This window comes from Pseudoalteromonas sp. SANK 73390, assembly GCF_054966645.1.
Genome location: NZ_ARPN01000079.1, coordinates 1 through 13,069 on the forward strand (window position 1 = coordinate 1; position 13,069 = coordinate 13,069).

General features: G+C 40.5%; 13 protein-coding genes. 6 read left to right on the forward strand and 7 right to left on the reverse strand.

The features are described from left to right. Positions 1-12 precede the first annotated feature (12 nt). Together SANK73390_RS10285 and SANK73390_RS10290 are read right to left on the reverse strand one after the other, a co-directional pair. On the reverse strand, positions 13-225 hold the full coding sequence (locus tag SANK73390_RS10285) for a SlyX family protein (RefSeq protein WP_261626909.1): 213 nt from the start codon (positions 223-225) through the stop codon (positions 13-15). Continuing rightward, positions 222-1,211, reverse strand: coding sequence for a WD40 repeat domain-containing protein (locus SANK73390_RS10290; protein ID WP_462765965.1), 990 nt, complete (start codon positions 1,209-1,211; stop codon positions 222-224). The genes SANK73390_RS10285 and SANK73390_RS10290 overlap by 4 nt, the downstream gene beginning before the upstream one ends. A gap of 254 nt (positions 1,212-1,465) precedes the next feature. On the opposite strand from SANK73390_RS10290, the gene fkpA reads away from it, so the two are divergent. Next, complete coding sequence (fkpA, locus tag SANK73390_RS10295; protein WP_462765966.1) at positions 1,466-2,218, forward strand: FKBP-type peptidyl-prolyl cis-trans isomerase; 753 nt, start codon at positions 1,466-1,468, stop codon at positions 2,216-2,218. Positions 2,219-2,294: 76 nt separating this feature from the next. On the opposite strand, the gene rsd is transcribed toward fkpA, so the two are convergent. Next, entirely contained in the window at positions 2,295-2,765 is a 471-nt protein-coding gene (rsd, locus tag SANK73390_RS10300; protein WP_462765967.1) for a sigma D regulator, read from the reverse strand. 447 nt (positions 2,766-3,212) lie between these two features. Between rsd and hemE the strand changes: the two genes are divergently transcribed. Next, positions 3,213-4,277: a uroporphyrinogen decarboxylase gene (hemE, locus tag SANK73390_RS10305; RefSeq protein WP_462765968.1), complete on the forward strand. Its 1,065-nt coding sequence runs from the start codon at positions 3,213-3,215 to the stop codon at positions 4,275-4,277. Positions 4,278-4,357: 80 nt separating this feature from the next. On the opposite strand, the gene speE is transcribed toward hemE, so the two are convergent. From speE to SANK73390_RS10320, 3 genes are all read right to left on the reverse strand, one after another. Continuing rightward, the gene (gene speE, locus SANK73390_RS10310; RefSeq protein WP_462765969.1) at positions 4,358-5,218 is read right to left on the reverse strand and encodes a polyamine aminopropyltransferase; all 861 of its coding nucleotides are present in this window, start codon (positions 5,216-5,218) and stop codon (positions 4,358-4,360) included. 187 nt (positions 5,219-5,405) lie between these two features. After that, positions 5,406-5,834, reverse strand: coding sequence for a hypothetical protein (locus SANK73390_RS10315; RefSeq protein ID WP_462765970.1), 429 nt, complete (start codon positions 5,832-5,834; stop codon positions 5,406-5,408). A gap of 189 nt (positions 5,835-6,023) precedes the next feature. Continuing rightward, positions 6,024-6,755 carry a hypothetical protein gene (locus SANK73390_RS10320; RefSeq protein ID WP_462765971.1) on the reverse strand — a complete coding sequence of 244 codons (732 nt, stop codon included), beginning with the start codon at positions 6,753-6,755 and terminating at the stop codon, positions 6,024-6,026. Positions 6,756-6,927: 172 nt separating this feature from the next. Here SANK73390_RS10320 and speA point away from each other — a divergent pair, with 172 nt between their 5' ends. The 4 genes from speA (at position 6,928) to SANK73390_RS10340 (ending at position 11,949) form a co-directional block, all read left to right on the forward strand. After that, complete coding sequence (speA, locus tag SANK73390_RS10325) at positions 6,928-8,808, forward strand: biosynthetic arginine decarboxylase (protein ID WP_462765972.1); 1,881 nt, start codon at positions 6,928-6,930, stop codon at positions 8,806-8,808. A gap of 123 nt (positions 8,809-8,931) precedes the next feature. After that, positions 8,932-9,807, forward strand: a complete 876-nt coding sequence (locus tag SANK73390_RS10330; protein ID WP_462765973.1) for an acyltransferase — start codon at positions 8,932-8,934, stop codon at positions 9,805-9,807. A gap of 19 nt (positions 9,808-9,826) precedes the next feature. After that, entirely contained in the window at positions 9,827-10,747 is a 921-nt protein-coding gene (locus SANK73390_RS10335) for an acetyltransferase (RefSeq protein WP_462765974.1), read from the forward strand. Then, a complete protein-coding gene (locus SANK73390_RS10340) occupies positions 10,744-11,949 on the forward strand; it encodes a mechanosensitive ion channel family protein (protein ID WP_462765975.1) in 1,206 nt (401 codons plus the stop codon). Before SANK73390_RS10335 ends, SANK73390_RS10340 begins: the two co-directional genes overlap by 4 nt. On the opposite strand, the gene chrA is transcribed toward SANK73390_RS10340, so the two are convergent. Continuing rightward, positions 11,905-13,038: a chromate efflux transporter gene (chrA, locus tag SANK73390_RS10345; RefSeq protein ID WP_462765976.1), complete on the reverse strand. Its 1,134-nt coding sequence runs from the start codon at positions 13,036-13,038 to the stop codon at positions 11,905-11,907. The genes SANK73390_RS10340 and chrA overlap by 45 nt on opposite strands. Positions 13,039-13,069: the final 31 nt, after the last annotated feature.

A 13,069-nucleotide genomic window follows, 5' to 3' on the forward strand; every position in this document is an offset into this window, starting at 1 on the left:
GAGCAACAGCCTCTAGTAATGAGGCGGCGGTGGTTCTTGATGCTGTGGCATTAAACCTTCCTCTTGGCCTTCTTTGATTTTTTCACCCAGTAACTCTATTTGACGCTGCATTTTAGCCAGTCTTTGCTGGTGCATTTTGAGTTCATCATTGAGTGTGTCAATAGTATCATCTTGAAAAGATACCTTAGCTTCTAGCTCCATAACACGGTTTTCTAATTCAGTCATTGGGACTCCACATGATTAAAACGCTCTAGTAAGCCACTTGAACTTTCGGTGATTAAAGCATTATTTTGTTCGACAAAGGTAACATCGAACACAACTGCCGATTTAGGCCGGCTGCCTTCGCGCGGTTGTACTTTCCACAATCCCAGTTTTTGTCCATCTTTGACGCGCCAAAGTGTGAGTTCTCTGTTTGGTGAACCAGTGGCCAGTAGCGTACCTGATTGATTAAAGCGGACCGCGCTGAATATCTTCTGACGCGCAATATACTGTAATTGTGAAATGAGATCACCTGAAGTCAGCTGCCAAATACTGGCTTTTTTTAAACTATCGGCAGTAAATGCATATTGACCCGTCGCATCTAGCGCGACTTTTGTTACACGACTAGGGTGGTTGAAACGGTGAATTACTTGGCCTGTGCGGGTGTCCCAAAAGTAGGCGCTATAGTCATTGGCACCTGAAAGGGCAAAGTATCCATTTGGGGACAGGTCAATAGAATTAATTTTTTCTTGATGGCCGAGGAACTCAATCCGTCTTCCACTCTCTAAGTCCAGGTGTACAACCACGTTGTCGCTTCGTCCATAAAGCACAAATCGTCCTTTATTACTAATAGCGATGTCTCTGATTGTGCCCGTTTGGATTTGATAAAAACCGAGGTTTTTACCTGTGGCAATATCCCAAATAGCAAAGGTTTCGTTTTCAGCTGTAACGGCAACGCTATTGTCATAAGCAATGGCGAGTGAATGTACTAAGTTGCCATCAGGTTTTGATTGTTGCCATTGATATTTTAAGCCATGGACTTGATTGTCCCACAGACTGACACCATGTTCTACTGATGACACTAAACTGTAACGACCATCATGTGAAATAGCAGCAGCAAAAGCGCCTCTGGTGGCATGCTCAACAGTTAAATCGGCTTTTTTATCAGCTGGCGTGCAGCTACTTAATAAAAATAGCGCTATAAACAGCAAGAAGCGATCAAGTTTGGGCATAATATGGGTATTTCCCCTTAACGCTGTGAGTTACACAAGGTAAACTATAAAAATCTAAACAATTTAAGTGTATTGTTACTTTGATAGTAGCGTATCGTTACCACAAAGTCGCTACAAGTCACAGAAAACGTTATATATCTGCATTGATGTCATACAAGTTGGCATCTATCACGATGAATGGTAATGTGGCTAAATAGAATTAACCATTAATATAATATTAACAGGCAGCCGATGGGCTTGTCGGAGAAAAGAGAATGAAACAGACGATTAAATTGTCTTTGGTGGCAGCTGCAGTACTTGCACTGACTGCATGTAACCAAAAAGCAGAAGAAAAACCAGCTGAATTAAAATTAGAAACAGAAGCACAGCAACAAGCTTATGGCATTGGTGCGTCAGTGGGTAATTTTTTACAAAAAGATTTGGCTGATAAAAGTAGTTTTGGTGTGGAGCTTGACCAAGCCCTCTTAAAGCGTGGTTTTGAGGACGCACTTGCGGGTAACGCGCAATTAGATGAAGCCAAAATTCGTGAAGTATTGACTGCGCTTGATACTTCAGTTCGTGAAAAGCAAGCTGAAAAAGTAAAGCATGAAGCAGAAAAGAACAAAGCGGACGGTGAAAAGTATTTAACTGAAAACGCGAAGAAAGAAGGCGTTGTTGTTACTGAGTCTGGCTTACAATATGAAGTGATTTCAGAAGGTGACGGTAAAAAACCTGTTGATACGGATAAAGTAACCGTTCATTACAAAGGCACATTGTTAGATGGTACTGAGTTCGATAGCTCATATGCGCGTGAGCAGCCTGCTACTTTCGGTCTTCGTCAAGTGATCAAAGGTTGGACTGAGGGTTTGCAGTTAATGTCTGTTGGTTCTAAGTATAAATTTACTATTCCAGCTGAGCTAGGTTATGGCGAGCGTAACTTGGGTAAAATCCCATCAAACTCAACATTGGTTTTTGAAGTTGAACTACTTGAAATTCAAGAAGAAGCGCAAAAAGCAGAAGCAGAATAAATACAGCTTAAAGCATTAAAAAAGGGCCTTATGGCCCTTTTTTAATTGCTTTATACGTTCCGCTGCGTATTGAGCATTAATCGCTATGATTGGCGTACAAATTATCAATCAGTTCGTCTTCTAATTCAAAACGAGACTCTAACACTTCACCTAAGTGAGATAGGTCTTTATCAAAATCCTGTAACACCTGTTCCTGAGAATTTTCTGCATACTTATCATTAAAGTCTAAAGCCACATCGGTGGTACCAGCAATGCGTGGATACAATGCTTGTGCAAGTTTAGCACTATCCGGACCCTTTTCTTCGCAAGCTTCGACTAAGTTATCGTAAATCTCAAAGTGCCCAGCAGAAAGGTAGTCCATCAGTATTTGACAAAAAGATTGGATCTTCATCTGATCAGGCAAAGCATGATCTTTTTTGTCATAAGGAGAGAATCCTGCAAGTTTGTAGTACTGCAGTAATAGTTCTTGTCGCTCTGCTAACCATGCATCAATAACACTATGGCTGCCTCCCCACTTTTCTTGGGCTCGTTCTAACCGTGAAAGCATAGTGATCTCCTATTGCGGATTGTTTCCTCTATAAAAAGGAAATCTGTGGCAAAGGTCAACCTATTTTTATTTTTATTGTAAAGAAACATGGTAAGCAATTGAAAATTAAGGAGTTCCTTTTTTGGGTTTTTTAAAAAGAAAAACCACCTAAAGAGGTGGTTTGAATGCAGTTTAGCTAGTTGATAACTATTGTTATTCTTATTCTAAAGGTGTTTTGTTGTTATTTTTGTAACGCGACAATTTTATACCAAGTTTTGACCTCTATTGTAAATACCTAGGCGACATGATTTTTGCCTATTTTTGATACTAATTTACTAACTTTTTGAGTTATAGGAACTTTAATTTAGATCATATGCGGATTAATTTGCGCTTGGGTTTAGATAGAGTGCTTGCCAAGATGGTGGTACAATCTGAACAATTTTTAAAGTTTTGGAGTCGAGATACGCTATGAGCGAATTGAAAAACGATCGTTATTTACGTGCGTTGATGAAACAACCTGTTGATGTCACTCCGGTGTGGATGATGCGTCAAGCAGGTCGATATTTACCTGAATATCGTGCAACCCGAGCACAAGCTGGTGACTTCATGAGTTTGTGTCGAAATGCGGAGTTAGCTTGTGAGGTGACGTTACAGCCATTGCGTCGTTACCCGCTAGATGCAGCAATTTTATTTAGCGATATTCTGACGATTCCAGATGCAATGGGCTTAGGTCTGTATTTTGAAACTGGTGAAGGTCCTAAGTTTGAGCGCCCGATCAGTTCACTGCAAGATGTAAAAAATATTCCTAAGCTCGATCCGACTGATGAGTTGGGTTATGTAATGAATGCGGTAAGTACTATTCGTCGTGAACTCAAAGGTGAAGTACCTCTGATAGGCTTTTCTGGCTCGCCTTGGACACTGGCAACATATATGGTTGAAGGTGGTAGTAGCAAGGTGTTTGGTAAAATTAAGAAAATGGCATTTGCAGAGCCACAAACCCTGCATTTGTTGTTAGATAAATTAGCCGATTCAGTTATTGACTATTTAAATGCGCAGGTAAAGGCAGGTGCACAATCTTTGATGGTATTTGACTCATGGGGTGGAGTGTTAAGCCCGCGTGATTATAAAGAGTTTTCTTTGCAATATATGCACAAAATTGTGGATGGCTTAATAAGAAATCACGATGGTCGCAAAGTGCCAGTAACGTTATTTACTAAAAATGGTGGCCAATGGATAGAGGCGATAGCTGCAACAGGCTGTGACGCTATTGGTCTTGATTGGACGATTGATATTGCAGATGCGAAACGTCGTGTTGGTGACAAAGTAGCACTACAAGGGAATATGGATCCTTCTATGCTTCATGGTACACCTGAGCGTATTCGTGAAGAGGTACAATCTATTTTGGCTAGTTTTGGTGATGGTTCGGGCCACGTCTTTAACCTTGGCCATGGTATTACACCAGATGTTGACCCTGAAAATGCAGGTGTATTTATTAATGCTGTGCATGAGTTTAGCGCTAAATATCACAAGTGATGATTGGCTAAATGGTTAAATAGAAAAACCCAAGCGTGCTTGGGTTTTTTGTGTTTTATTGGGTCATTTGAGACTGGCGCTTATTTAATAAATGCACGTTTCATAAAGTTAGGCGTGGCCAATGCGCCTTTGTGGATACCTGAGTTGTAATACTCAGTGTCAAATTTTGCATTGTCAGCGTCTTGTTCTCTAAAGCCGTTAAATGATTCACCTTTACGTGCTAGAGTCGCAGACCAGAGGCCGCTAGGGTAGATGGGCTGTGGAAAAGGCAATGTATGTAAATCAACAAAGCCTACCTCGAGCATAGCATCACGCATATCTAACAATAAAGGCATATGAGTAAGTGGTGACTCACTTTGTTGAACGAGAATACCTCCAGTACGCAGAGCTTTTAAGCAGCTAGTGTAAAAGGCATGGTTAAATAGCCCTTCACCTGGACCAACTGGGTCTGTGCCATCAACGATAACGACGTCAACTGATTCAGGTGCAATTTCGCGCATGTACTTAATGCCGTCGTCGAACATTACAGTAGCACGGGGGTCACTATTAGACTCACACAGCTCGGGAAAATATTTAAGCGACATTTGTGTAACAACTTCGTCTATGTCGATTTGTGTAACATTTTCAACGTCTGAATGTTTTAATACTTCTCTAAGTGTACCGCAATCACCACCCCCAATGATCACCACATTTTTTGGCGTTGGGTGAGAAAATAATGCAGGGTGGCTTATCATTTCATGATAGAAAAAATTCTCTCGAGAGCTGACCATAGTGCAGCCATCAATGATCATCAGGTTGCCATAATTGGTTGTCTCGTACATTTCAATATTTTGAAATGGAGATTGAATTTCATCTAGCTTTTTATTAATACGCAACGAAAAGGCGCTGCCATCTCGGTCGCTGACTTCTGTAAACCAACGGTTTGCTTCTAAATTCGACATATCTTTTTCACACTTACTATAAATTGGTGGCAATTTTGCCAGTGCTTTATGCTTTGCTCAATTAATTTTAGCGTATTTGCCAAAGTTATGATGGGAAGTTTTTGAGATATTTCGACTAATATGCTGAAAGCGTTTAATTTTAGTTAAAATTAATGAGGCTCAGCACCAGCACCGAGCCCAGCAAACCCTAGTTGCCTGTTTGTGTCTTCGTGTAAAGATCGGCATGACTTTTCACAAAAGGCATCAGTTCATCGACAGGCAGGCCCAAATAGGTCGCGAGTTTCGCCTGATTGTCATTGTACTGCTTAATTAGCTTGGCTTGTAGCTTTGGCGAGAACTTAGCACCATTGTCAAAAGCACGCACTGCTTCCAGTTGATTAAAGGGTTTAACTCCGTGTGGATTATCTGAAAAATGGTGCGCTTTATTGTCAATGCCCGCCAACCAAGTATCATATTTTGCTATTGCCTGTGTAAACGTATTTAAGTGAATATTTGCTAGTTGGGCTGCTAGAGCCACGTCTGCGCTATCATAAGTTGTGGTTTGTGTATTGGCAGCCATGATGACGTTGCTGCACAGGGATGAAGCGAATAAGGTACTCAAAACTAATTTCTTCAAGGGCTAGTTTCCTTCTATTGATAGTAAAAATACAGCAATGCACTTATCTTTAGCTGCACATAAGTAAAATAGCTTTATTGGATGTTGGAAGAGTCGCAATGTCTCTATCATAACGTTTATCCGCAGCAGAGGTTACTTAACGGCTAAGTTCATGATGTTCATACACGGCAAAGAAAGTAAAGTAGCGTATTATGGTTCTGCGTGGCAAGCAATCTCGCTATCGCAGCTTAAAGCTCTTGCTTGCCATATGTTGCCCCTTTTGTCCTTTTTCCATATCGCAGTCTTTTGATATTGACCATCTTTGGAATATAACTTAACAGCAAATTCTTTGATCCAACCATTAACTCTAACTCTTTCGGCTTCTCTTGCTAAATCAACATAATCACGTGCTGATAAGCCAAAACCAGAGCAAACGTCTCGACATGTAAACTCGACGATTATCCTTTCTGTTGAATAGGGCTCTATCAGAGTGTCATTTTTTCCGATTGTTTTTCCAGAGGCCATGGCCTCTGTATACACCTTTTCGAAGCGCTCTAAGTACTTTACGTCAATTTGTAAAAAGTTTGCAAGCTTAGCATTATTAATATTTTTTTGCTTTATCCATTCAGTTACAAGCTCCGGTGTTAGCTCTTCGCCTTGCAGTACTCTGGTGAAAGCTGGTAGTTGATTCATCGGTAAAATGTCTTCAACTCCCTCAACTACGCCATACTTCTCTGGTGAAAAAGAGTTCATGTACTGTGTGTATCGTTGTATAGCATTGATATAGCTATACTCGTCAAGCCCCACCATCTGAGCATCACTTTGATACTGGTTAGTCAGCTCTAATACTGTTAAATGATGATTGTTTATATGTGGTTGGGAAAAAGCATACCCGCAAAACATAGCAGAAAGAATGCATGCTGCAGTACCTAAGATTTTCATTAGTTTCCTCAAAATATGTGGTTATTAGCATTACCTTTTAAAGGTAAAGATGTTTGGTTTGTATGTCAAATGTTACATCTGTGTGTTTATTGTTGTAAATAGTAAAGGTGCTATCGCTATCGCCCAACAAGCGTATTAAACTAAGCGTTTTATATGATTGAATGAGACAGCTATGACTTGGGGTTTAGGTACTGCACGCGAAATTTACAATGTGGCTCATTGGAGTGAAGGGTATTTTGATATTAATGCGCAAGGTGAGCTTGTTGCGTATCCAGATGGCGATCACGATAAAGCACCCATTTCACTCAATCAATTAACTGAAGATTTTAAAACACAAGGTTTAACCTTACCCGTGTTAGTGCGTTTTACTGATATATTAAAACATCGTGTTGATACCATGACAGAGGCATTCACACTTGCGTGCCAACAGCGAGACTATCAAGGTCAGTACAATTGTGTTTATCCAATCAAAGTGAATCAGCAGCGCTCAGTCGTGACTAAGTTACTAGCGCACCCAAGTGGTCAGGTTGGTTTAGAAGCTGGCTCTAAGCCAGAACTCATGGCTATTTTAGGTATTGCGACACAACCAATTACTATAGTGTGTAATGGCTATAAAGATAGTGAGTTTTTGCGCTTGGCATGTATTGGTCAGGCGATGGGTCACAACATAAATATTGTGGTTGAAAAGCTGTCGGAGCTAACGACACTGATCAAAGAAATTGATGATCTTAAAATAGAACCTGCCATTGGTATTCGTATTCGTTTGAATTCGGTTGGAAAAGGCAAGTGGCAAAATACTGGAGGAGAAAAAGGTAAGTTTGGCTTAACGGCGGGACAAGTACTTGATGCTGTTAATACGCTAAGAAAAGCTAATAAGTTGCATTTAATGAACTTGGTACATTTTCATATTGGTTCCCAAATCGCTAATATTCGTGATATCCATCGTGCACTCAAAGAGTGTGCACGTCACTTTGCAGAGTTATCACAATTAGGCGTGCCTTTGAAAACCGTAGATGTAGGCGGTGGTTTAGGCGTTGATTATGAAGGCTCAGGATCGCGTAGTGCTTGTTCAATGAATTACACCGTTGCAGAATATGCACGTAACGTAGTCAGTGCATTTGCTGAGGTGTGTGAACAGCATAATTTAACCCACCCAACCATTATTACAGAGTCTGGGCGGGCTTTAACAGCTCACCACGCCGTATTAATCACCGATGTGATTGACGTTGAAAAGGCACCTAATCAGGTTCAATCAGTTGCACCAGAGCAAGATTCACACACAATTTTACAAGAGTTGTGGCAAGCTTATAATCGGATAACAGCGCGATTAGCGCTAGAGACTTATCATGATGCCATGCATTTATTTAGTGAAGCCCATGCACAGTATGTGCATGGTATGGTGAGCATGACTCAATGGGCCCAGATTGAGCAATTGTACTTTACTATTTTGCATCGCGTTAGAGAGTTGCTTAATGAAAATGCACGTGCTCACCGTGAAGTACTCGATGATTTAAATGAAAAGCTAGCCGATAAATTGTTTGTAAACTTTTCATTATTTCAATCATTACCAGATGTATGGGGAATTCAACAATTATTTCCCATTATGCCGATAGAGTCTTTAGATAAACCTCTGACTCAAAGAGCAATTTTACAAGATATAACGTGTGACTCTGATGGCCAAATTCGTGAATATGTGGAAGGTTCTGGTATCGAGTCTAGTTTACCTATACCCCCTTATGTCGCTGGCGAACAATACCATATTGCTATGTTCATGGTCGGGGCTTATCAAGAAATTCTTGGTGATCTGCATAATTTATTTGGAGATACGGACTCAGTTCATGTTGAGCTAAGTGATAATGGCTATAAGCTGACGAATGCAATTAAGGGTGATAGTGTGCAAGAGGTGCTGAAATTTGTGCATTATGATCATGTTCAATTAGCAAAGAATTTTGAGACGAGGGTTTCGAAAAGCGTTAAAAATAAATCACTTCGAGTGCAGTATTTGCAAGAGCTCAACGCAGGGCTTGCAGGCTACACCTACTTTGAAGATTAGATAAATTATTAGCTGTTAGGTTTTTTGCAAAATAAAAACAAGGTATCATCCTGTATCATATTAAAGGCTTAGCCAGCATTTGGCTGGCTGCGCCAGTTGGCTTAGTTGTAAAGGAAGCATTGCATGTTGTTGTTACGCCGTATCTTAAGTTTGCTGCTATATACACTAAACACACTTGTATGGTTTGTCCCCATATTTATCTTCGGGTTAATAAAGTTGCTACCTATCATGCCTTTGCAAAAGGCATGTAGTTGGTTGGCAAAAGAATGCGCTAGTTTATGGGTTGCTGGTAATAGCTTGAATCAAAACTTGTTAAGTCCCTACACACTTAATGTTACAGGCTTAGATAGCCTTGAACGTCGTGATTGGTATTTAGTCATAGCAAACCATCAAAGCTGGGTGGATATTTTGGTGATGCAGCGGGTTTTGCATCGTAAAATTCCTTTTTTAAACTTTTTTTTGAAAAAAGAATTGTTATATGTGCCTTTTCTCGGTCTTGCTTGGTGGGCATTAGATTTTCCATTTATGACTCGAACTAGCAAAAGTCAGATAAGGAAAAATCCAAAACTAAAAGGTAAAGATGTAGAAACCACACGTAAAGCTTGCGAAAAGTTTAAGACAATGCCTGTAAGTATCGTTAACTTTGTTGAAGGGACGCGTTATACACAAGATAAACATCGCCGTCAAAATAGCCCCTTTAATCATTTACTCAAACCTAAAGCAGGCGGGATTGCTTTTGTTATGCAAGCGATGGGGGAGCAGATAACAAAGGTTGTCAATGTAACTATTCATTACCCAGATGGGATCCCTACCTTCATTGATTTTGTCAGTGGTAAAGTGAAGCAAATTGAAGTGCATGTTGACGTTTTACCAGTGAGTGAAAACTTGATTGGTGATTATAGCAATGACAGTGATTTTAGAGTGCGTTTTCAAAGTGAGTTAAACTATTTGTGGCGACAAAAAGATGAGCAGTTGCAGCAATTGCGTGGATCAGAATAAATCTTGAGAGAGGCTGTTAGTGCTTAGAAAGGTGTTACCGAATTGGTTTTTTGGCTTTTGTGCTACTTTACTCTTGTTATTTAATACAGTAGTAAGCGGGAGTATTGTATTTGTTTTGGGCTTGGTAAAATTATTTTTACCAATTAGAGCCATATCAATTTTATTACACTTTGCATATGGTATGTGGTGTAAAGGTAATAGGCTTGGGTTGTATGTGGGCTGTGAGCAGGTAAATATCAACGTACCTGATACAGTAAAACAACAGGGCTGGTATTTACTAGTATCCAATCATATTAGTTGGTTAGATATTGTGGTGCTCAGTGCCGCAGAAGCTTTGCCTGCGCCAAAGTTTTTTCTCAAAGATGAGTTAAAGTATATTCCATTTATAGGAACTGGTGCATGGGCAATGGGTATGCCGTTTATGAAGCGAGCTAGTAAAGCACAAGTTGCTAAGAACCCCAAACTAAAAGGGCTCGATGTAGAACGAACAAAGCATAGTTGCCGAAATTTTCGACAACATCCTACAACGGTGATTAATTTTACCGAGGGAACACGATTTACGCAAACAAAGCAAAAAAAACAAGGTGGAGGCTATAACTACTTGCTTAAGCCGAAAGCCGGAGGCACAGCTTTTGCGTTAGAAGTATTAGCGCAGCAACTTGATGGGTTACTCAATTGTACGTTAATGTATCAAGCCAAGAGTCAGCATATCTGTGGCAGTTTTATGCTTGGCCAACTGCAAAGCGTGAATGTTGAGGTTGAGTTATTGGCAATCTCACAGGTGCCACAAGGCAGTTATCAACGAGATAACCGTTATCGCAGGCACTTTCAAAACTACCTCAATCAGCTTTGGCAGAATAAAGATGAACAAATAATCCAGCATATGGTTGAGCGCAGCGATATGAGTTCACACACAAACAAAAAAGTAGCATCACTATGACATTGGTACATTTAACAGATTTGTTGGATATTTGGTTTGCGAATGTACCACAAGGCAAATTCATAAGCGCATTAACTGCCAATAGTATAGGTTTTATCGCGCTTATTTTCTTATACCTATTTACTCGTCGCTTGGTGTTACCAAGTATTCAAAAAGGGTTAATGCGAGTTTCACCTGAACGTATGGGCCACCTTGCTCCTGAGCTGAATAAAGTCAGTGGTCGCCTTTCTGCAATGATCTGCGCAGTAGTGTTTTTGGCATTTAACGATAAGGTATTGGTCGCACCGCCATGGGTTGTAGATGTATTGCACTCTTTGGGTCAAATAGTATTAATTGTTTTAACTGGCTTTTTATTTAGTAGCGTTGTAAACCTAGCACACGCAATATACAACCAGCTACGTTTTGCTAAAGATGTTCCAATACTAGGAATTGTGCAGGTGACTAAGTTGCTGACATTCATAGTCAGTGGCATTTTGATTATTAGTCTGATTTTAGATAAGTCTCCCACATACATTCTTTCAGGTTTTGGTGCTATAGCTGCCGTTACATTACTTGTATTCAAAGACACTATTTTAGGTCTTGTCGCCAGTATACAAATTGCTGCGAATCGATTAGTAAAGACCGGTGATTGGATTCAGGTTGATACTTTTGGTGCTGACGGTGAAGTCATTGATCTTGGCTTGAATACGGTTAGAGTACGTAACTGGGATAATACGGTTACAACGATTCCAACCTACATGCTGATCTCAGACTCATTTAAAAACTGGCGCGCCATGCAAGAGTCAGCAGGGCGACGAATTAAACGTGCAATATTAGTTGACATGTATAGTATTAAGGTACTTAAAAAAAGTGAAGTAGAAGCATTGCAAGCTCAATTTAGTGAGCTTAACGAGGTGGAGTCTATACCTGATGAGGCCACTAATTTGGGGTTGTTTAGGCGCTATGCCGAGCAGTATTTAGCGCAACATCCAGCAATTAATCAAGAGTGCGTGTTAATGGTCAGAGAGCTGGCACCGGCAAGTAATGGTCTGCCTGTTGAGTTTTACTGCTTTAGTGCCGATAAAAGGTGGGTGGCTTATGAGCATTTGCAAGCAGATATCCTAGACCATATGTTCGCCATTATGGGCGCATTTGAACTACGCCCATATCAAAGCTTTTCAGGGCAAATGTGGCAACAAGACACCAACCCCACAAAACAGTAATAACATCATCCAAATGGGTGGCTTAGCGTATTTCAGTAGTATAAAGCCACCTATGACTACGGCAATATGCCATAGTGAGTAAACTGCTGATTGCCAAATAGGGTTGTAAAAAGCGGCAGCTAATAAGCCGACCACTGCAGCGTTTAAAGCTGCGCTAATGCTGGCAAATTTAGGTAAGGAACTCAGAGATTGCCAGCTGTGATGACATGCCCACATTAATAGTAACCCTGGTAAGAAAATAGCAACGGTTGCTAAAAGCGATGAGGCAAATACATGCTCCCCCCCGACCTCAGCGCCTAAGAACGAAGCTATGCTGAACATAGGCCCTGGCACAGCTTGAGCGGCGGCATACGCGGTTAAAAAGCTTTCTTGGGATAATCCTGAAACACCATTTTGCAATAGTGGCAGTACCACATGGCCCCCGCCAAAGACCAAGGCACCAGCTTGGTAAAACTGGGCAAATAGATTATTTGGTAAGCCAAAAAATGTTAAAGCAAATACAGCGATAAATAGGCCAAGAACAGGCCAGTTAAGCATAATAGGTGAATTGTGTTTATCATCTACAATAGGACTAAAGCGATAAAAATATGCTACAACTGAAACGATCACTAATAGCCATAATTGGGCATGCAAACTGGGTAATAACAACAGTGCCAGTGTACTTATAAATGTTACTACTTTTAAAGGTGTCGTCTTGCAAAAGCTTTTAGCCATACTAAATATGGCATCAGCAACAACTACAACCGCAAATAATTTTAACCCAACGATAATGTTTTCAATCGGTTCAGGCAGTTGAGATGCTGTCATAGCAAGCATTAACATTAGCAAAAATGAGGGTAAGGTAAATCCGATAAATGCCGCAATGCCGCCTAAAATGCCTGCACGCTCTAAACCAATGGCAAAGCCAACTTGGCTAGATCCAGGGCCAGGCAAAATTTGCGATAAGCTGATCATTGCGCCGTAGCGTTCATTAGGAAGCCAGCCTAAGTTATCGACAAAATGTTTTTTAAAGATACCTAAATGCGCAGCAGGGCCACCGAAGCTGGTACAGCCGAGCAGAAAAAATTGATAGAAAATACTCAGTGCCATAGTTCACCTTATGATACAGTTAACAATATAT

Bases quoted from the DNA above. Each gene is read 5' to 3' on its own strand.
- SANK73390_RS10340 (WP_462765975.1), top strand. From the start codon at position 10,744: ATGACATTGGTACATTTAACAGATTTGTTGGATATTTGGTTTGCGAAT.
- speE (WP_462765969.1), bottom strand. From the start codon at position 5,218: ATGTCGAATTTAGAAGCAAACCGTTGGTTTACAGAAGTCAGCGACCGA.
- fkpA (WP_462765966.1), top strand. From the start codon at position 1,466: ATGAAACAGACGATTAAATTGTCTTTGGTGGCAGCTGCAGTACTTGCA.
- chrA (WP_462765976.1), bottom strand. From the start codon at position 13,038: ATGGCACTGAGTATTTTCTATCAATTTTTTCTGCTCGGCTGTACCAGC.
- rsd (WP_462765967.1), bottom strand. From the start codon at position 2,765: ATGCTTTCACGGTTAGAACGAGCCCAAGAAAAGTGGGGAGGCAGCCAT.
- SANK73390_RS10330 (WP_462765973.1), top strand. From the start codon at position 8,932: ATGTTGTTGTTACGCCGTATCTTAAGTTTGCTGCTATATACACTAAAC.
- SANK73390_RS10285 (WP_261626909.1), bottom strand. From the start codon at position 225: ATGACTGAATTAGAAAACCGTGTTATGGAGCTAGAAGCTAAGGTATCT.
- hemE (WP_462765968.1), top strand. From the start codon at position 3,213: ATGAGCGAATTGAAAAACGATCGTTATTTACGTGCGTTGATGAAACAA.
- SANK73390_RS10290 (WP_462765965.1), bottom strand. From the start codon at position 1,211: ATGCCCAAACTTGATCGCTTCTTGCTGTTTATAGCGCTATTTTTATTA.
- speA (WP_462765972.1), top strand. From the start codon at position 6,928: ATGACTTGGGGTTTAGGTACTGCACGCGAAATTTACAATGTGGCTCAT.
- SANK73390_RS10320 (WP_462765971.1), bottom strand. From the start codon at position 6,755: ATGAAAATCTTAGGTACTGCAGCATGCATTCTTTCTGCTATGTTTTGC.